15 protein-coding genes and 1 pseudogene are annotated in these 19,174 nt (G+C 75.9%); 9 read left to right on the top strand and 7 right to left on the bottom strand.

The annotated features are described in order from the left end of the window. From SK069_RS18570 to SK069_RS18590, 5 genes and pseudogenes are all read right to left on the bottom strand, one after another. Positions 1–1,219: pseudogene (locus tag SK069_RS18570) on the bottom strand (hypothetical protein); the annotation flags it as partial. Next, entirely contained in the window at positions 1,216–2,796 is a 1,581-nt protein-coding gene (locus SK069_RS18575; RefSeq protein WP_319955757.1) for a carboxypeptidase regulatory-like domain-containing protein, read from the bottom strand. The pseudogene SK069_RS18570 and the gene SK069_RS18575, both read right to left, overlap by 4 nt. 83 nt (positions 2,797–2,879) lie before the next feature. Continuing rightward, positions 2,880–3,974 carry a hypothetical protein gene (locus SK069_RS18580; RefSeq protein WP_319955758.1) on the bottom strand — a complete coding sequence of 365 codons (1,095 nt, stop codon included), beginning with the start codon at positions 3,972–3,974 and terminating at the stop codon, positions 2,880–2,882. A gap of 85 nt (positions 3,975–4,059) precedes the next feature. Then, positions 4,060–5,709 carry a transglycosylase SLT domain-containing protein gene (locus tag SK069_RS18585; protein ID WP_319955759.1) on the bottom strand — a complete coding sequence of 550 codons (1,650 nt, stop codon included), beginning with the start codon at positions 5,707–5,709 and terminating at the stop codon, positions 4,060–4,062. Between the two features lie 89 nt (positions 5,710–5,798). Then, positions 5,799–6,359: a MarR family winged helix-turn-helix transcriptional regulator gene (locus tag SK069_RS18590; protein ID WP_319955760.1), complete on the bottom strand. Its 561-nt coding sequence runs from the start codon at positions 6,357–6,359 to the stop codon at positions 5,799–5,801. A 181-nt stretch (positions 6,360–6,540) separates the two neighbouring features. On the opposite strand from SK069_RS18590, the gene SK069_RS18595 reads away from it, so the two are divergent. The 8 genes from SK069_RS18595 to SK069_RS18630 all read left to right on the top strand — a co-directional run bounded on the left by SK069_RS18595 (position 6,541) and on the right by SK069_RS18630 (position 15,113). After that, a complete protein-coding gene (locus SK069_RS18595) occupies positions 6,541–8,451 on the top strand; it encodes an ABC transporter ATP-binding protein (protein ID WP_319955761.1) in 1,911 nt (636 codons plus the stop codon). A gap of 181 nt (positions 8,452–8,632) precedes the next feature. After that, positions 8,633–9,199 (top strand): HhH-GPD-type base excision DNA repair protein, encoded by a 567-nt coding sequence (locus tag SK069_RS18600; protein WP_319955762.1) that lies wholly within the window; start codon positions 8,633–8,635, stop codon positions 9,197–9,199. A gap of 152 nt (positions 9,200–9,351) precedes the next feature. Beyond that, a complete protein-coding gene (locus SK069_RS18605) occupies positions 9,352–10,191 on the top strand; it encodes an alpha/beta fold hydrolase (protein ID WP_319955763.1) in 840 nt (279 codons plus the stop codon). A 205-nt stretch (positions 10,192–10,396) separates the two neighbouring features. After that, on the top strand, positions 10,397–11,671 hold the full coding sequence (locus tag SK069_RS18610) for an acetyl-CoA C-acetyltransferase (protein WP_319955764.1): 1,275 nt from the start codon (positions 10,397–10,399) through the stop codon (positions 11,669–11,671). A 115-nt stretch (positions 11,672–11,786) separates the two neighbouring features. After that, positions 11,787–13,187, top strand: coding sequence for a 3-oxoacyl-ACP reductase (locus SK069_RS18615; RefSeq protein ID WP_319955765.1), 1,401 nt, complete (start codon positions 11,787–11,789; stop codon positions 13,185–13,187). Continuing rightward, positions 13,184–14,095: a MaoC family dehydratase gene (locus tag SK069_RS18620; RefSeq protein WP_319955766.1), complete on the top strand. Its 912-nt coding sequence runs from the start codon at positions 13,184–13,186 to the stop codon at positions 14,093–14,095. Before SK069_RS18615 ends, SK069_RS18620 begins: the two co-directional genes overlap by 4 nt. A gap of 359 nt (positions 14,096–14,454) precedes the next feature. Continuing rightward, on the top strand, positions 14,455–14,727 hold the full coding sequence (locus SK069_RS18625; protein ID WP_319955767.1) for an AbrB/MazE/SpoVT family DNA-binding domain-containing protein: 273 nt from the start codon (positions 14,455–14,457) through the stop codon (positions 14,725–14,727). Beyond that, positions 14,724–15,113 carry a PIN domain-containing protein gene (locus SK069_RS18630; RefSeq protein WP_319955768.1) on the top strand — a complete coding sequence of 130 codons (390 nt, stop codon included), beginning with the start codon at positions 14,724–14,726 and terminating at the stop codon, positions 15,111–15,113. The genes SK069_RS18625 and SK069_RS18630 overlap by 4 nt, the downstream gene beginning before the upstream one ends. Positions 15,114–15,233: 120 nt before the next feature. On the opposite strand, the gene SK069_RS18635 is transcribed toward SK069_RS18630, so the two are convergent. After that, the gene (locus SK069_RS18635) at positions 15,234–16,697 is read right to left on the bottom strand and encodes an MFS transporter (protein ID WP_319955769.1); all 1,464 of its coding nucleotides are present in this window, start codon (positions 16,695–16,697) and stop codon (positions 15,234–15,236) included. A 156-nt stretch (positions 16,698–16,853) separates the two neighbouring features. Between SK069_RS18635 and SK069_RS18640 the strand changes: the two genes are divergently transcribed. Further along, positions 16,854–18,332 (top strand): protein adenylyltransferase SelO, encoded by a 1,479-nt coding sequence (locus SK069_RS18640; RefSeq protein ID WP_319955770.1) that lies wholly within the window; start codon positions 16,854–16,856, stop codon positions 18,330–18,332. A gap of 292 nt (positions 18,333–18,624) precedes the next feature. Here SK069_RS18640 and SK069_RS18645 read toward each other — a convergent pair whose 3' ends face one another. Further along, positions 18,625–19,167 (bottom strand): hypothetical protein, encoded by a 543-nt coding sequence (locus SK069_RS18645; protein ID WP_319955771.1) that lies wholly within the window; start codon positions 19,165–19,167, stop codon positions 18,625–18,627. Positions 19,168–19,174: the final 7 nt, after the last annotated feature.

Consider the following 19,174-nt stretch of genomic DNA (forward strand, 5'->3'; position numbering starts at 1 on the left):
GGGCCGCGCGCGCCCTCCGCGCGGCCCGGGCACGGGCCGCGGCACGCTCGGAACGGGCCGCCGCCTCCGCGCGCTCGGCCTTCGCGCGCTCCGCCTCCGCCCGCGCGGCGTCCTCGTCGGTGGTCGTGCCCCGCTCGATCGCCGGCACCTGCTCGACCGGCGCGGGCGCTGCGGTCGGCGTGGCGTCGTCGCCGCCGCCGAGGCCGATCCCCAGGACGACGAGCACGACCGCGAGGAGCCCTCCGGCGGCGACCACGCGCCCCGGCCGCGCGATCGCGGCCCCGAGCACCGCGGCCAGCGGCGCGAGGGCGGCCCGGGGTGCGCGCTCCGTCGTGGCGGCGGGCGCCGGTGGGGCGACGGCCTCGGCCGCGACGAGCGGCGCGGCGGCGGCGCCGGTCTCGCCGGTGAACCACGAGGTCACCATCGCGACCTCCGGATCGAGCGGCTCCTCGCCGGGCGACGGCGCGGCCGCTGCCGGCTCGCCGACGCGGACCGGCAGCGGCGCGGCGACGAACCCGACGGCGTCGGGCGCGGCGACGACGGCGAGGTCGCGCAGGGGCGCCGGCGGCTCGTGCGCGGCGAGCGCCCGCAGGGCCGTGCCCCGCGCGTGGCAGCTCGCGCACTCCCGCAGATGCGCGGTGGCGAGCCGGTGGCGCTCGCTCAGCGGCTCGAGCAGCCCGAGGGCGAAGTCCCGCACCAGCGGCCGCCGTGCCGGGCACGACGGGTCGGCGAGCGCGGCGCGCAGCTCCGGAGCCGCGCGCCGCTCGGTCCGCTTGAGCGCGCGCTGCAGCTCCCGCGGCGAGCGCCCGAGGCCTCGCGCCCCGGCCACCGGCGAGCGATCGTGCAACCGCACGAGCAGCAGCGCGGCGAGCTCGTCCTCGTCCGAGCGCTCGACGAGGTCGGTCGCGGCCTCCTCGACGTCGCGCTCGACCGCGAGGGTCGCCGGGTCCACGGAGGAGTCGTCGGTCGTCGCGCCCGTCCGCACGCCGGCGGTGCGGCGCGCGTGACGGTCGGCGACGGCGACCAGCAGCTGGCTCGGGGTCTCGTCGTCCTCGCCGGCCGCCCGGCGCGCGAGCAGCGCGTGCCACGCGAGCGCCCACGCCGCGTCGAGGTCCGCGCGCTCGGGGTCGATGCCGTCGCGGCGCAGGCGCACGCGCACGGCGCCGAGGACCTCGGGCCGCAGGTCGGCGTAGCCCTCCCGCGCGGCCTCGTCGGTCATCGCGGGCTCACCCGCACGCGGAGTCGCTGGCCGGTGACCGTCGACCAGGGCCAGCCGGACCGCTTCGCCACGACGGCGCGGAACGAGAACACCGTCGGCCGCGTGACCTTCGTGAACCGGTGCCGCCAGCGGAAGCGCCCGGCCCGGTCGGCCGTGACGTTCGCGATCGTCCGCCAGCGCTTCCCGATCACCGTCTGGATCGCGACGCGGGCGCCGGAGGCACGGTCGCCGATCCCCGTGACCCGACCCGACAGCGTCGTGCGGCCGCCACGGCGCAGCCGGCTCGGCGACGCCTTCGCGCCGAGGGCGAGCGTGCTGCGCACCCGCAGGGACGCGGCGGTCGTCGAGCCGCGCACCGTCGCGGTGACGACGTAGGCCCCCGCCGGTACGACCCGGCTCGTGAAGCGGCCGTCGGCGGCGCTGCGCGCGGTGCCCAGGCCGATCGTCGGCTGGCTGCCCGACGCGTCGCGCTTGGCCGAGAGCTCGACCGTCGCGTCCGCCAGCGGCGTGCCGGCGGCGGTGCGCACGGTGCCCGTCAGCCGCTGCCGGCCGCCGGCGACCGCCTGGGCCTGGACGTCGATCACGGGCGCGCCCGCGGTCGTTCCGCCGTCGGTCGCACCGGGCTTCGTGACCGTCAGCGGCCCGTGGGTCGTGATGTTCCCAGCGGCGTCGGCGACCGAGACGGAGACCTGATGGGCGCCGGCGGCGAGCGTCGCGGGATCGAGCGTGAAGTCGAACCGCGCGGTTCGCGGGCACGGCTGCGGCGCGGTGAACGGCTGGGCGCAGCCCGGCGCGGTCTGCACGGCGACCGGCGAGCCGTCGACGTTCAGCCCGGCGAGCGCGACGCCGGCTCCGCCGTCGGCGACCTGCAGGGTCAGCGACGCCGGGGCGTTGAGGGTGACGCCGGACTGGAGGCTGCCGCCGGCGGCCGTGACGGCCGGCGCGACGTCCTCGCGGAGGATGAGCTTCGCGCGGTGCAGGCGGGCCTCGGCGGCGGCGGTGCCGGCGCTGGCGCACGCCGCGCGGGCGCAGGCGGCGGTGAGCTGCACGCGCGAGAGCGAGACGTTGCTCGCGGTGATCCGGTTCCCGCCGCCGAGCGGGTCGCCGGCCGAGCCGATACCGCACCCGAGCAGGCCGCCGTCGCAGGTCTCGACGGTGCCGGCCGAGGTGCTGATCGACGCCTGGTAGCCGCTGAGCCCGAGCAGGCCGCTCGCCGACAGCGAGCGCCACAGCTCGTAGCCGACGATCGTCGCGCCCTCCGGGGCCTGGAAGACCTGGCTCGCGGTCCCCTGGGTGTGGGTCAGCGCGGCCGTGAGGCCGGCGACGAGCGGGCCGCCCGTCGCGCAGCCGTCGGCGAGCCGGTCGATGTCGGCCCCGTTGCGTCCGGGCGCCCAGCCGGTCGTGGCCGCGGGCGTCCCCGTCGGCGTGCGACAGGACCAGACGTCGTACGTCCCGGCCTGCGCCGGGGTCGCGGCGAGGACCGCCGGGCCGCCGAGCGCCGCCAGCACGGCCAGCAGGCGACCTGAACGGCGCGCGAGGCGCGAGAGCGGGATGCGACGGGCGCCGGGACGGACCACGGAGGCATGGTAGGGCGCCCGGCCGACGCCGCGCGACGGCGGTCGTCGGCCCGGGTCGAGAAGCAGGGCGGGACCCGGCCCCCTCAGCGGAGCGTGCGGAAGACGCCGAGCACCGGGCGGTCGCGGCCGTCGCGGGTCCGCAGGCCCGACGGGAAGATCGCCGGGGGGTCGCGGACCTGGAACCAGATGAAGGTCCGCACCCGCTCGCGCAGCGCGATCCTCCACGCCCGTCGCAGGTAGGTCGCCGCGCGCTGCTCGCTGATCTTCTGCTTGCCCTCGGCGAGGTAGGCGAACTCCGTGATGTAGAGCCGCTTGGCGGCGACCCGCGGCAGCCGCCCCGTCTTCGCGGCCCGGGCGAGCAGCCGGCGGGTCGTGCCGAGGTTGCGGATCGTCCACCGCGTGGTGCTGCGGCTCGTCGAGCTCGGGTTCTCGAGGTAGTCGTAGGAGTGCAGCGTCACCGCGTCGGCGCGCACCGCGTACTCGGCGTCCGAGGTCCCGGCGCGGCGCTTCCAGTCGCTCGTCAGCCCGAGCGCCTGGCGCCAGAACTGCCCCGGGTGGGTCGAGTTGCGGGTGTTGCGCGCGTAGGGCGCGAGCTCGCCGGCGACCACGAGCGCGGAGGGGTCGAGCGCCTTGACCTCGTCGTAGGCGAGGTTCTGCATCCGGCGCCAGGTCTCCGCGCCGTTGCGCTTCGGCATCTGGCTGGCGAAGTTCGCCTCGTTCAGGGGCGACCAGACGAGCCGCACCGGCAGCCCGCGGAGGGCCTCGACCGAGCGGCGGACCATCCGGCGGTACGCCTCGAGGTCGATCTGGCGGGCGTCGGCGTAGCGGCGGCCGAGCTCGCCGTTGATGCCGACGAAGAGCGTCGTGATCCCGTGGGCGGCGCCCTCCTGGGCCATCCGCCGGATCGAGTCGATCTCGTGCGGGAACGGGAAGTCGGTCGTCCCGTCCCAGTGCAGGTAGGTCCGGGCGACGGAGACGCCCGCCTGCCGGGCGACGCCGAAGAACTCCGCCCGCTGCGCGGGATCGTCGGAGCGCGGCAGCGTCTCGTCCATCAGGCCCTTGTCGAGCGCGACGGCGGACGAGGGCAGGGCGACCGCCGCGGCGGCGAGCGCGAGCAGGGCGAGCGCCAGGCGCGCGGCGCGGCGCGGCCCTGACCGGCGGATGAGGAGCGCGGACACGCCAGGCAGGGTACGCACGCGGCGCCGCTCGCACGCCGCTCCTCCCTCGTCCAGCCACCCGGACGGATGGTCGAGCGCTCCCGGTTCAGCGCCCGCCGGTCGCCGCGCGCAGGATCGGGTCCAGCCGTCGCGCGGCGCTGCCGTTGACGGTCAGGTGGATCGCCTCGGGCTCGCGGACCCAGGCGATGAGGTTCAGCGCCTGCATCCGCGTGAGCACCCACTGGAAGCGGCTCGCCTGCCCGTCGCTGCGGTAGCTCCGCCCGATGTCCATCGCCCACCCGGTCGTGTGCTGGGAGAGCGCGCGCGTCGCCTGCACGTTCTCGCGCCCGAGCAGCGCCTGGTAGCGCTCGTCGCGGACCGAGCTCGTGATCGTGAGCCGCTCGGTGCGAGCGGCGCGGCCCCCGAGCGCCTGGACCGCGGCGCCGATCGTGACGAGGCCCGCGAGCGCCGTCGGGCGCAGCGCGCGGTAGCGCGAGCGCGGCTCGGCGAAGCGGGACGCGAGCTCGCCCATCGCGCTGCTGATCTGGATCCCGTTGGCGCGGAGCGTCGGCGCCGGCAGCGCGCGGAGCTGACCGTCCCGCTCGGCCTGCTGCAGCGCGTCGGCGTCGGCGAACGTCGCCGTGCGTCCCGGCGGGTGCATGAGGTCCTCCGGCGAGGCCTTGCGCTGCTGCAGCTCGGCCTCGCGACGCAGCGCCGCCGGATCGCGCCGGAACTGGCGCATGAGCCGCTCGGCGGCGCCCACGCGCCAGAGGTAGGACGACGAGTCGTCGGCGAGCCGCGCGAGGATCGTCGTCGCGCGCGGCGAGCGCAGGGGGTCGGTGCCGAAGTAGAGCTCGACGTAGGGGACGTTGCCCCTGCCGTAGGCCGACAGGGCGTTCTGCAGGTTGCCGATGCCCATGTGGTAGCTCGCCACCGCGAGGTCGTCGCGACCGCCGAGGCGGTCGCGGGCGATGTCGAGGTAGCGGCAGGTCGCCTCGAGCGCCTGGCGCGGATCGAACCGGGGGTCGACCCGGATGCGCGCCGCCTTCAGGCGCGCGACCTCGCGCGCGTCGCGTCGCCGCTCCTCGCGCGCGATCCGGCGCGTGAGGCGGCCGGAGCGCTCGACGTCGATCTTCATGCCGAGGAGGTTCCGCCCCGTCTCGGCGACGATCTGCGTGAACCCGGCGGCGGCCTCCACGCTGTCGCCGGCCATCGCGTCGGGGCGTCCCGCGCTCTCCAGGTAGACGATCGCCTCGAGCAGGTTCGGGTCCTCGTCGTTGCGCTTCGCGACGTCCTCGACGAGCTTGCGGTAGGTGGCGACGCGCGAGGCGGTGAGCACGGGCCCGCCCGGCACGAGCCGGTAGAGCGGGTTCGCGAACCCGGCCTGCGCGCTGCGGGTGAGCGCCACCGCGTCGCGGACGGGATCGGGGCGCAGGGCGGCCAGCGCGTCCCGGCCGACCGCCGTCGTGCCGCGGGGCACGGTCGAGCGCGCCCCGGTCGCGGGGTCGTCGCGGTCGTCGCCCCCGCAGCCGCGCACGAGCAGGACGAGCAGGAGCAGGACGAGCACGCCGCCGCCGAGCAGCAGCAGGCGCCGGCGCTGCTCGGGCGTCAGCGGTCCCTCGGGTCGCAGGCGGGGACCGCGGGGCTCCCGCGGGCGGCGGGGCTCCCGCGGCGCCCGGCCGCCGGGACGGGGTCCGCCGGCCCCTGACGGGCGGCGGCGCGGCAGCGCGAACGGGCGGAGGGGCAGGTCGGCCACGGGGGCATCGTCCCATCCCGGCCGGGCGCCCGTGCCGGACCGTGGCGCTGGGCCGCGTCCCGGCGGCCCACGCCGCTCGGGGCCGGTCCTCAGCCGGCCGCCGGGTCGTCCCGTCGAGGCCCGCGGCGCCCGTGCCGGCACCAGTCCGCGTGCGCGGCGGCGTCCAGCAGCGACAGCAGGCGGTGCAGCTCGTCGCGGTCGGCCTCGTCGAGCACGGCGACGAGGTCGTCGGCCGCCTCGTGGCGGGCGCGCAGCATCGCGGCGCCGCGCTCGCGGCCCGCATCGGTCAGGTGCACGCGCGTGGAGCGCCGGTCGTCGGGGTCGGGGCGCCGCTCGACGAGGCCCTCGCGCTCGAGGTCGTCGACGAGCGTCGTCACCGACCGCGGCACGATCCGCAGGCGCTCGGCGAGGTCGCCCATCCGCTGCGACTCGCCGGTCCGCAGCAGCACGACGAGCGCCCGGGCGGCCGCCGGCGTCGTCCCGAACGGCGCCAGCCGGTCGCGGGAGCGCCCGTGGATCCAGCGCGAGATCCGCGCGATGAGCTCGCCGGTGCTCGGCGGTGCACCGTCGTCGCTTCGCGGGTAGGGGGGGCCGGCGTCCCGCGCGCCGCCGCTCGCGGCCGTCGGCGGTTCGGGGGCGGCGGGCTCCACCCGGACGACGATACCGGATGCGCCACATTATGAGGAATCCTCAGCATGTGCTACATTGCTGAGCATGACTCAGGATCCCGGGCGGCACGCCGGGCACGAGCCGGCCGGCTGACGCGACGTCGCCCCGGGTCGCGCCCGGCGTCCCGCGGGCCGGGACGCACCACGACCCGGAGGTCCGCCCATGGCGACGCCCTTCCCCCTCGAACGACCTCCCGGCTCCGGCCGGCCCGACGGCGCCCGCCCCGGGCGCGCCGAGGCCCGGCAGCGCGGCGACGAGCCCGTCGACCTGCGCCGGATCGCCGGCCTCTTCCGTCCCTACCGCGGCCGCGTCGCCGCGGTCGCGGGGCTCATCGTCCTCACCGCCGTCCTCGGACTGGCGCAGCCGTTCCTCATCCGCGAGGCGGTCGACGTCGCCCTGCCGCAGCAGGACACGTCGCTGCTGGCGCTGCTCGTCCTCGGCATGGTCGGCGCGGCGATCGTCGGCGCCGGGCTCGACGTCGGCCAGACGTGGCTCTCCAACGTCGTCGGCCAACGGGTCATGCACGACCTGCGGGCCGGGGTCTACGGCCACCTCCAGCGCCTGTCGCTCGCGTTCTTCACGCGCACCCGCAGCGGCGAGGTCCAGTCCCGGATCGCGAACGACATCGGCGGCATGCAGGGCGTCGTGACGTCGACGGTGACGAGCCTCGTCAGTTCGTTCACGACCGTCATCGCGACGCTCACCGCGATGATCGTGCTGGATTGGCGGCTGGCGCTGGCGACGCTCGTCGTCGTCCCGTTCTTCGTCTGGCTCGCCCGGACGGTCGGGCGCGCGCGGCGACGGATCGTGAGCGTCCGCCAGCGCAAGCTCGCCGACATGTCCGCCGTCGTCGAGGAGTCGCTGTCGATCTCGGGGATCGTGCTCACGCGCACGATGGGGCGCTCGGCCGACCTCGTGGGGCGCTTCGACGGCGCCTCGCGCGACGTCGCCGACCTCGAGGTCCGCTCCGCGATGGCGGGTCGGTGGCGGATGGCGAGCGTCCAGATCGCCTTCGCCGCGATGCCGGCCCTGGCGTACTGGATCGCCGGCTGGTCGGCGGCCAACGGCGAGGGGATCGTCACGATCGGCACCCTCGTCGCCTTCACCGCCCTGCAGACGCGGCTGCTCATGCCGATGGTCACGCTGCTGCGGCTGGCGGTCGAGGTCCAGTCCTCGCTGGCCCTGTTCACCCGCGTGTTCGAGTACCTCGACACGCCGGTCGACGTCGTGGAGCCGGCCGCACCGGTGCGGCCGCCCTCCCTGGCGGGCGGCACCCCGCCCCCGGGGGCCGACGACGGGCCCGCCCCCGCCGCGGCGGTGGGGGTCCCGGTCCGGTTCGAGGGGGTCTCGTTCGCCTACGACCCGCGCGCGGACCGGACGCTGGAGGACATCGACCTCGAGGTCCCGGCCGGGGCGACGGTCGCGATCGTCGGCGCGACGGGCTCGGGCAAGACGACGCTCGGCTACCTCGCCGCGCGGATGTACGACGTCGACGCGGGCCGCGTGACGATCGACGGGGTCGACGTGCGGGAGCTCTCCGCCGACGACCGCGCCGCGCTCGTCGGGGTCGTCGCGCAGGAGACGTACCTCCTGCACAGCTCGGTCGCCGAGAACCTCCGCTTCGCACGGCCCGACGCGACCGACGAGGAGCTCGTCGCCGCCGCGCGGGCGGCGCAGGTCCACGAGCTGATCGCCGGGCTGCCCGACGGCTACGACACGATCGTCGGCGAGCGCGGCTACCGGTTCTCCGGCGGCGAGAAGCAGCGCCTCGCGATCGCGCGGGCGATGCTGCGCAACCCGCCCGTGCTGATCCTCGACGAGGCGACGAGCGCGCTGGACACGCGCACGGAGCGGGCGGTGCAGGAGGCGCTGGAGCGGCTCGCGGAGGGCCGCACGACGATCGCGATCGCCCACCGGCTCTCGACCGTCCGCGACGCCGACCGGATCGTCGTCCTCGACCGCGGGCGGATCGTCGAGTCCGGCACGCACGCGGAGCTGCTGGCGCTCGGCGGCCACTACGCGGCGCTCGTGGCCCGCGACGACGCGGACGCGGTCCTGCCGCTCGCCGCCTGACCCCGTCGCTCGGTGCCGCGGTCGCGCGTGGCGGAGACGGGTTCCGGAGCGGGCCCTCGGCCGGGTGCCGGGACGGCGTCGTTCGCGGCGCCGGCGCGTCGTCCGCTCCGGTCCCGTGACGTTCGATCCGTCCCCGCTCCGGTGCCTCGACGGGCGGGGTGCCCCGTGGGAGGATCGGCCCGTGCCCGAGCAGCTGTTCTTCACCGACTCCGACGAGTCCAACCACCTCATCGCGGCGGACCCCTTCGCGCTGCTCGTCGGCTTCCTCCTCGATCAGCGGATCACGGTCCAGAAGGCGTTCGACGGACCGCGCGTCCTGCGGGAGCGCCTCGGCGCCTTCGACCCGCGGACCCTCGCGGAGGCCGACCTCGAGCCGGCGTTCCGGGAGGTCCCCGCGGTGCACCGCTTCCCCGGCTCGATGGCCCAGCGGGTCCACGAGCTCGCCGTGCACGTCCTCGAGCGCTACGACGGCGACGCCGCCCGCGTGTGGACCGACGCGCCGGACGCCGCCACGCTGAAGGCGAACATCCTCGCCCTGCCCGGGTTCGGCGAGATGAAGGTCAAGTCGCTCGCGGCCGTCCTGCACAAGCGCTTCGGCGTCGCCGTGGCCGAGGAGCTCGTGCCGTGGCACCCGACCCTCGGCGACGTCGCCTCCCCGCAGGACCTCCTCGACTACCAGGCGGCGAAGAAGGTCCACAAGCAGGAGTGGATGAAGGCCCAGCCACCGACCTCCGCCGCCGGCGCCTGAGCCGCCGGCCGGCGCGGACGACCGACGCGGCGGGGCCGGCGCCGGCCGGGGCCGCCGCCTCCGACGGTTCTCGCCGCCGACCGTGGGGTAGCGGCACCTCACGGGCCGCGCGCGGCACGGCGCGGCCGTTCCCGAGCGAGAGCGAGGCACGCATGAGCCAGGCCACCTCCCACCGCGGCATCCTCGAGGGCACGCCCCTGTACGTCGAGGACACCGGCGGCGATGGGCGACCCGTCGTCCTGATCCACGGCTGGCCGCTCTCGGGCGCGTCGTGGCAGGAGCAGTTCCGCCCGCTCGAGGAGGCCGGGCACCGGGTCGTCGTCTACGACCGGCGCGGGTTCGGCCGCAGCGACAAGCCGCAGGACGGCTACGACTACGACCGGCTCGCCGACGACCTCCACGACGTGCTCGAGCGGCTCGACGTCCGCGACGCGACGCTCGTCGGGTTCTCGATGGGCGGCGGCGAGGTCGCGCGCTACGTCGCCCGCCACGGCGAGGACCGGATCCGCGGCGTCGTCTTCGCCGCGGCGGTCCCGCCGTACCTCATGAAGACCGACGACAACCCCGACGGCCCGCTCACCGAGGAGGCGGCGGCCGAGCTCGAGCAGCACCTCCGCGCCGACCGCGACGCGTTCTTCGACGAGTTCCTCACCGGCTTCTTCTCCGCGGGCGAGGAGCTGCAGGTCACCGAGGCCCAGCGCCAGGACGCGCTCGCGCTCACCGCCCAGGCCGGCGACACCGCGGCGCTGCAGTGCATGCGGGCGTGGGCGACCACCGACTTCCGTCGGGACCTCGAGGCGATCACCGTCCCCGCCCTCGTGCTCCACGGCGACGGCGACGGTACCGTCCCGCTCGAGGGCTCCGGCCAGCGGACCCACGACGCCCTCCCCGACAGCCGCCTGCACGTCATCGCCGGCGGCCCGCACGGGATCAACACGAGCCACGCCGCGGAGTTCAACACGGCGCTGCTGGAGTTCCTCGCGGAGGCCTGAGGCGCCCGCCGGATCCCCGCCGCCGGCCCGGCGGGGACGGGCGCGGGTCCCCGACCGCTCGAGCGGGTCGGCGTCGCGCGCGCGGCTCCGCACGGACGCCGCCGAGCCCCGGGGATCCCTGTCACGCACGCCGTTTCGCGCGCTCGCTACGCTGTGGTCCTGCCGTCCATACCGACGGTAGGAAATTCTCCCCGGAGTCGGACCCATGACCACTGCACGCCGCGTCGCCATCCTCGGCGGCAACCGGATCCCGTTCGCGCGCTCCAACGCCCAGTACGCGAGCGCCAGCAACAGCGACATGCTCGCCGCCGCCCTCGACGGGCTCGTCGAGCGCTACGACCTCCAGGGCGAGCACCTCGGCGAGGTCGCCGCGGGCGCCGTGGTGAAGCTCGCCCGGGACATCAACCTCACGCGCGAGGTCGTCCTCGGCTCGAAGCTCGCCAACTCGACCCCGGCGGTCGACATCGGCCAGGCCTGCGGCACCGGCCTGCAGGCGGTCACCTACATCGCCAACAAGATCGCGCTGGGGCAGATCGACGCCGGCATCGCCGGCGGCACCGACACGACCTCCGACCCGCCGATCGCGCTCGGCGACAAGCTCCGCCACAAGCTCGTGAAGGTGAACAACGCCCGCACGACGCAGGACCGCATCAAGGCGCTGCTCGCCATCCGCCCCGGCGACATCACGCTCGACTTCCCGGCCAACCGCGAGCCGCGGACCGGCAAGTCGATGGGCGACCACCAGGCGATCACGGCCAAGGAGTGGGGCATCACCCGCGAGGCGCAGGACGAGCTGACGGTCGCCTCGCACAAGAACCTCGCCGCCGCCTACGAGCGCGGGTTCCTCGACGACCTCATCACGCCGTACCTCGGCCTCGAGCGCGACGGCAACCTGCGCCCGGACTCGAGCATGGAGAAGCTCGCGAAGCTCAAGCCGGTCTTCGGCGGTCCGCAGGGCACGATGACCGCCGGCAACTCGACGCCGCTCTCCGACGGCGCCTCGACCGTCCTGCTCGCCAGCGAGGACTGGGCGCAGGAGCACGGCATCGAGCCGCTCGCCTACCTCGTCGACGTCCAGACCTCCGCCGTCGGCTACGTCGAGGGCGAGGAGGGCCTGCTCATGGCTCCCGCCTACGCCGTGCCGACGCTCCTGGACCGCAACGGCCTGACCCTCCAGGACTTCGACTACTACGAGATCCACGAGGCGTTCGCCGCGCAGGTCCTCTCGACGCTCAAGGCGTGGGAGGACCCGACGTTCTGCAAGACGAAGCTCGGCCGCGAGAAGCCGCTCGGCTCGATCGACCGCAGCAAGCTCAACGTCAACGGCGGCTCGCTCGCCGCGGCGCACCCGTTCGCCGCCACCGGCGGCCGGATCGTGCCGGCGCTCGCCAAGCAGCTGAAGGAGAAGGGCTCGGGCCGCGGCCTCATCTCGATCTGCGCCGCCGGCGGCCAGGGCGTCGTCGCGATCGTGGAGCGGTGATCGAGATGCCGCGTCCCGACGCCCCGACCGCCCCGATGTCGCCCGCCCGCCCGATCGTCGTCGCGATCGTCGAGCGCTGAGCGCGGCTCGCCCGCACCGACAGGACAGGAATCCCATGGCTGATCGCTACCAGCAGTTCGTCAACAGCTTCGTCGGCAAGCAGATCGCCCCGAAGGTCGGGCTGCCGCAGCCGCCGTTCCTCAAGCGCCACCGTCCCGGCGCGCCGGTCGTCGCCGGCCCGGTCGTCTTCGGCCAGGCGCCGGGCGGCCTGCTCGCCGGCGACGTCGGCCGGGTGCTCGCGCTGATCGGCGCCGAGACCTGGACGACGGAGGAGGGCGACCTGCGGGCCGCCGTCACCGACGCGGGTCTCGCCCCGAAGATCTGGGCGCCGGGCGCCGGCGGGGACCAGCGGTTCCACGGCCTCGTCTTCGACGCGACCGGCATCTCCTCGCCGGCCGAGCTCGCCGCGCTGCACGCGTTCTTCCAGCCGCTCGCCCGCCGGATCACCGGCTCGGGCCGCGTGATCGTCCTCGGCACGACGCCGGAGCTCCTCGAGGGCTCCTCGCGGATCGCCCAGCGCGCGCTCGAGGGCTTCACCCGGTCGTTCGCCAAGGAGATCGGCGCCAAGGGCGCCACGGCGCAGCTCGTGTACGTCGCGCCGGGTGCGGGCGACCGGATCGAGTCGACGCTGCGGTTCCTCCTCTCCGCGAAGTCGGCGTTCGTCGACGGCCAGGCGATCCGGATCAGCGCGGGCGAGAAGGCCGAGCTGAACTGGACGGAGCCGCTGAAGGGCAAGGTCGCCCTCGTGACCGGCGCCTCGCGCGGGATCGGCGAGGCGATCGCCGAGACCCTCGCCCGCGACGGCGCGCACGTCGTCGGCCTCGACATCGAGCCGCTCGCGGAGGACCTGCAGAAGGTCACCGAGCGCATCGGCGGCTCGGCGATCACGTTCGACGTCACCGCCGAGGACGCGCCGAAGCAGCTCGCCGCGTACCTGAAGAAGGAGCACGGCGGCGTCGACATCGTCGTGCACAACGCCGGCATCACGCGCGACAAGCTGCTGGCGAACATGAAGCCCGAGGTCTGGGCGCAGGTCATCTCGGTCAACCTCGAGGCGCCCGAGCGGATCACCCGCGAGCTCCTCGACGCGAAGGCGATCAACCAGGGCGGCCGCGTCATCGGCGTCGCCTCGATCGCCGGCATCGCCGGCAACCGGGGCCAGACGAACTACGGCGCGTCGAAGGCCGGCGTCATCGGGTTCGTCGACGCGCTCGCCGACGAGGTCGCCGCGCAGGGCATCACGATCAACGCCGTCGCGCCGGGCTTCATCGAGACGAAGATGACCGCCGCGATCCCGCTCGGGATCCGCGAGGCCGGCCGGCGGATGTCCTCGCTCGGCCAGGGCGGCCTGCCGGTCGACGTCGCCGAGACGATCGCCTGGTACGCGAGCCCCGGCTCCGGCGGCGTGAACGGCAACACCGTCCGCGTCTGCGGCCAGAGCCTCATCGGCGCATGACCGAGAAGACCCTCGTCACCGCGTCCGTGCGCAAGCTCGCGGCGCCCCCCGGCACCCTCGGCCTCTACGGCCGGGCGGCGCTGCCGCTGATCCCCGGCGCGACGAAGCTGCCGTTCGTCGCCGGGGCGGCGCGCGAGCTGCCCGACCTCACCCTGACGCTCGAGGGCGTGCGGGTGAACGTCGAGAAGCTGCGCGCCTACGCCGACGTCTGCGGCTTCACGCTGCGCAACGACCTGCCGCCGACGTACCCGTTCATCCTCGGGTTCCCGCTGCACATGGCGCTCATGACCGACGGTCGCTTCCCGTTCCCCGCGATCGGGCTCGTGCACATGCACAACCGGATCGTCCAGCACCGGCCGATCTCGATCGCCGAGACGCTCGACGTGGCGGTCACGACGCGCAACCTGCAGCCGCACCCGAAGGGCCGCACCTTCGAGCTCGTCACCGAGGTCCGCTCCGGCGACGAGCTCGTCTGGGAGGACATCGCGACGATCTTCCGCCGTGGCGGAGGCTCCAAGGACGCCACGCCGGCCGAGGACCCCACCGCGGGCGTCGGCGACCTCGGCATCGCGACCCCGACGACCTGGAAGCTCCCGGCCAACCAGGGCCGCAAGTACGCCGCCGTCTCCGGCGACGTCAACCCGATCCACCTGCATCCGCTGAGCGCGAGGCTCCTCGGCTTCCCGCGCGCGATCGCGCACGGCATGTGGACGAAGGCCCGCTCGCTGGCGGCGATCGCCGACGAGCTCCCGGCGTCCTACGCGGTCGACGTCCGCTTCCAGCGGCCGGTCCTGCTGCCCGCGACGGTCGCCTTCGGCTCGGCCGGCGTCGGCGAGCAGCTCGCGTTCGTCCTGCAGGACGACCGCAAGGGCACCCCGCACCTGCGGGGCGCCGTCCAGGCGCGGTAGCTCGGGCCCGGTCGAGGACCGGCGAGCCCCGCTTGACCGGTGGCGAGCGGCGCGCGACGCTCCGCTCGTGCCGCCCGCCGGATGCGACGACGAGGACGACCTCGACGGGTCGCCGGACCCCGCCGCAGGCGGCGCCGGGGACGGTGGGAGGGGACTTGGGCGCCGCAGGTCGACGACGCCGGGTGACCCACGGCGGCGGATCGAAGGACGCCCGCTCGCCGGACCGCTCCCGCCGTCCTCCACGGTCGACGCCCAGGCGGGGTGGGCCCCGCGCTCCGACGGCACTGCGGGTCATCCGCGTCGGAGCGCGGACCGCGGATCGTTCGCGGTACGCCATCGCTGTGCGTACCATCGTTCGCATGCGTGACGCGCAAGCCACCGTGGTACGAGCGGATGGCCGTGGTCGGATCCTGCTGCCGCAGGAGCTGCGGGACCGCCTCGGCATCCAGCCGCACAGCGTCGTCGCCGTCGAGCTGCAGGACGACGGGTCGGTGGTCCTGCGCGATCGCGACGCGGACCGCCGCCGCCGCGTGCGCGCCGTTCGAGGGAGCTTTCGCGGGGCGGGCGAGTCGGTGGACGACCTGCTCGCCGCGCGGCGCGCCGACGCGCGCGCCGAGGCCGACGACGCGTGAGCTACGTCGTCGACGCCAGCGCCCTCATCGCGCTGCTGCGCGATGAGCCGGGGGCGGACCAGGTCGAGGCGGCCCTCGCCGACGCCGACGGGCCGGCGCACCTCTCGACCGTCAACCTCGCCGAGGTGCATCAGGCGCTCGGCCCGGACCTGCCGGTCGGCCTCGTCGGCGCGCCGGAGGGCGCGCCGCTGATCGTGGCGGTGTCCTTCTCCATCGAGCACGCGCGGATCGCCGCCGCTCTGCGGCCGGCCACGCGCGAGCTCGGACTCTCCCTCGCTGATCGGGCCTGCCTCGCGCTCGCACGCGCGGCCGCGCTCCCGGCGCTGACGGCCGACCGTGCGTGGGCTCGCGCCGACGTGGGGGTCGACGTGCGCGTCATCCGCTGATCGGGTCGACGTGCGCGTCGCCGGTCGCGGTCCGTTCCCGCGCGGAGCGACAGCCGGTCGCCGACGCGGCACGAGCCCGGGGCGGTCCGGACCCCGGATCGGTGGCGCCGCGCTCGGGGGTCAGCGGGCCGCGGGGCTCGGCAGCCCGTCGGCCTCGAGCCCCGCGGCGCCGAGCAGGCCCTCCTCGCGCTCGCGGAGCTCGAGGTCGCGGGGTCGCGGGCGGGCCTCGCCGGTCGGGCGGCCCGGCAGGATCCAGGCGAGGGCGGCGGCGACGAGGCCGAGCAGCGCGGCGACGAGGAACGTCCGGTGGTACGCCGTCGGGTCGCCGGGCCCGTCGCCGCCGAAGATCCGCAGGAACGTCACCGCCAGGCCGCTGCCGATCGAGAAGCCGACGTAGCGGACCACCTGGTAGAAGCTCAGCGCGCTCGAGGTCTCGCTCGCCGGGACCGCGGGGACGATGAGGCCCGGCATCGCGACGAACGTGCAGCCGAGGCCGAGGCCGACGAGGCCCATCGTCACCATCGCCTGCCACAGGTGGTCGCCGGTCAGGCCGAAGAACGTCGCCCCGATCGCGATCACCACCGACCCGATCGGGATCGTCGCCCGCGCGCCGAAGCGCCGCTCGAGCGCCGGGGCCACGCGGCTGGCCACCGCGCTCATGACCGACACGGGCACGAGCGTCAGGCCCGCGACGAACGCCGTCTCCGCGAGCCCGCGGTCGAGCTGCACGTACTGCGTCATGAGGCTCAGCAGCAGGTACATCGCCATCCCGAGCACGAGCGACGTGCCGTTCGCCGTCAGCACCGCGCGGTGGCGCAGCAGCCGCAGCTCGACGAGCGGTGCCGCGGTCCGCAGGGCCTGCTGCGACCACGCGGCCAGCAGCGCGGCGGCCGCGGCGAGCAGGCCGAGCGTGCGACCGTCCGCCCAGCCCCAGTCCGGCCCGCGCTCCACCCCGACGAGCAGCGCGAGCAGGCCGAGGGACACGAGCGCCGTGCCGACCGGGTCCAGCGACGTCGGGGCGCGGTCGGCGGGCGCCGCCGGGACCGTCCAGATCGCCAGCGCCAGCGCGATGCCCGACGCGCCCGCGCCGAACCAGTACGCCGTGGAGATCGTCCCGAACTCGGCGATCAGGCCCGTGATCGGATACCCGAGGCCGATGCCGATCGCGGCCGAGAGCGACAGCGCCGCGATCGTGCGGGCCCGCAGGCGCTCCTCGACGTGGTCGCGCGCGACCGCCATCGCCAGCGGCAGCAGCGCGAGGCCGAAGCCCTGCAGCGCGCGGCCGGCGATGAGGACCCCGAGGCTGGACGCGAGCGCCGCGAGCACGCCGCCCGCCACGACGACGCCGAGCGCGCCGAGCAGGACCGGCCGGCGGTGCGGCCCGTCGCCGAGCCGCCCGAGGATCGGGGCGGCGACGGCGCCGACGAGCATCGTCACCGTCAACGACCACTGCGCCGTGCTGAGCTCGGCGCCGTAGCGCTCGGCGATCACGGGGATCAGCGGCGCGCCCAGGCTGCTGACGACGGCGGCCATCAGGCCGACGATCACGAGCGCGGGGGCGAGGGCGGCGCGGCGGAGCGGCATGCGCCACGGGAACTCTAACACTTAGGAAGCAAACTAAGCCGCTCGGCTCGGCCCGCGCGGACGCGGCGGCGGCCGGCGCTCGCGCGGGCACCGGCTCGGGCGCTCCCGGGATCCCGACGGGGCGGGGCGCCGGCCGCGACGCGCTACCGTCGGGTGATGGCCGTCGACGCGACGATCCCCCTCCGCTTCGAGGGAACGCTCGTGCGGGACCTCGAGGGCCTCTACGCGCCCGCCGAGGCGCTCGAGCTCGCCGAGCCCCGCGTCGCGCTGCTCGACGCGTCGCTCGCGCGCGACCTCGGCTGGGACGCCGCGTGGCTCGCCGGACCCGCGGGCGCTCGCGTCCTCGCCGGCCAGGACGTCGCGCCCGGGTCGACGCCGGTCGCGCTGGCCTACGCCGGGCACCAGTTCGGCAACCCCGTGCCCCGCCTCGGCGACGGGCGCGCCCTGCTGCTCGGCGAGGTCGTCGACGGCGACGGGCACCGCCGCGACGTCCACCTGAAGGGCTCCGGGCGGACCGTCTTCTCCCGCGGTGGCGACGGACGCGCGGCGCTGGGGCCGATGCTCCGCGAGCACGTCGTCAGCACCGCGATGCACGCCCTCGGCATCCCGACGACCCGGTCGCTCGCCGTCGTCGCCACCGGCGACCAGGTCCTCCGGCAGGACGGCCCGCACCCCGGCGGGATCCTCGTCCGCGTCGCCGCCAGCCACCTGCGCGTCGGCACCTTCGAGTACGCCGCCCGGCTGCGCGACCCCGACGTCCTGCCGCGGCTGGCGGACTACGCGATCGCGCGCCACCACGCGCACGCCGCCGACGCCGAGCGCCCCGCGCTCGCGCTCTTCGAGGCGGTCCGCGACGCGCAGGCCCGGCTCGTCGCGCAGTGGCTGCACGTCGGCTTCGTCCACGGCGTGATGAACACCGACAACGTCGCGATCAGCGGCGAGACGATCGACTACGGGCCCTGCGCGTTCCTCGACGTCTTCGACCCCCGCACGGTGTTCAGCTCGATCGACGAGCAGGGTCGCTACGCCTACCAGCACCAGGCGCCGGCGATGCAGTGGAACCTCGCGCGGTTCGCCGAGACGCTGGTGCCGCTCGTCGACGACGACCAGGCGACCGCCGTCGGGCTCCTGACCGAGGCGCTCGGCGGGTTCTCCGACGTCTTCGACCGCGCGTGGCGCGACGGCCTGCGCGCGAAGCTCGCCCTCGACGGCGACCCCGCCGCCGACGTCGCGATCGGCGAGGAGCTGCTGCAGCTCCTCCACGAGCAGGGCGCCGACTACACCGGCACCTTCCGCGGCCTCGCCGGCGTCCTGCGCGGCGAGCCGCAGGCCGCGCGCGAGCAGGTCCTCGACCGCGACGCGCTCGACGCCTGGGCCGCCCGCTGGCTCGCCCTGCTCGACGAGCGCGGCGTGGATCGCGCCACGGCCGCCGACCGGCTGGACCGGATCAACCCGCGGTTCATCCCGCGCAACCACCGCGTCGAGGCGGCCCTGCAGGCCGCCGAGGCCGGCGACCTGGAGCCCGTCCGCGAGCTCGTCGACGTGGTGTCCCGCCCGTTCGACGAGCAGCCGGGCCGCGAGTCCTACGCCGGCCCGGGTCCGAACGAGCGCTACGTCACCTACTGCGGGACCTGAGGGCGGGCCCCAGGCCGCACGTCGGCGGTCACGACGCTGGGGCACGGCTCGGCCGGGTGCGGCCGTCTCGCCGTGACCGCTGTCGCTCCCGCGGGGGCGGGCACTTGCTCTCGAGGGACCTGGTGCCGTCGCCGCCCCCGCAGCGGGAGCGCGCGGGGCGGACGCCGGGACGTCGGGCCGCCGTCGCGGGCTGCCCGGCTCGGGACCTCGGCCCGAGGAGGAGGAGCCGGGCGGCGCGTCCCCCGACGCTCCGCCCGGCTCTCCCGATGCCACCGGTCCCTTCGGACCGTGCTCACGTCACCGCGCGGTCACGACGCGTGGGAGCGTCGCCGACCAGGAGCCGGCCCGAAGTCGCTAGATCAGCCCGCGACCGGCGGTCGGCGGACGCATGACGACCCGAAAGCGACCCCCGGGCGTCGCTGCGCGACCAGTACGCGAGATGACGCGTGTTGCCGATCCCGTCCCGGCTGGCGGAGACGTCGAAGAGCTTCCGGCCGGGCGTGGCGGTGTCGATCGGCTCCCCGGACGGCCGCGTGCCGCCGCAGGACGTGCCGTCGGCGCAGAAGTAGTCCGCCAGGACGACGTCGCCCTGGAAGTACGGGGTGTAGTCCGCCGGCGTGGTGACCACCGGGGTCGGTGCCGCGAGCGCCGAGCGCGCCCCGACGAGCGCCCCGCCGATCGCGACGAGGACGGCCACCGCGAGCAGGACGGCCCGCCGCCGACGGCGCCGACGGACGGCACGCGAGGAGTCCCGTCGATCGGCGATCGACAGGAAGACGGGGACCGCTGAGCGCTGCACCGGCGGCAGGCTCGCCCCGTGCGAGCGGTTCCTCATCGGGGGC

Source organism: Patulibacter brassicae (assembly GCF_033949425.1).
Taxonomy (GTDB): domain Bacteria; phylum Actinomycetota; class Thermoleophilia; order Solirubrobacterales; family Solirubrobacteraceae; genus Patulibacter; species Patulibacter brassicae.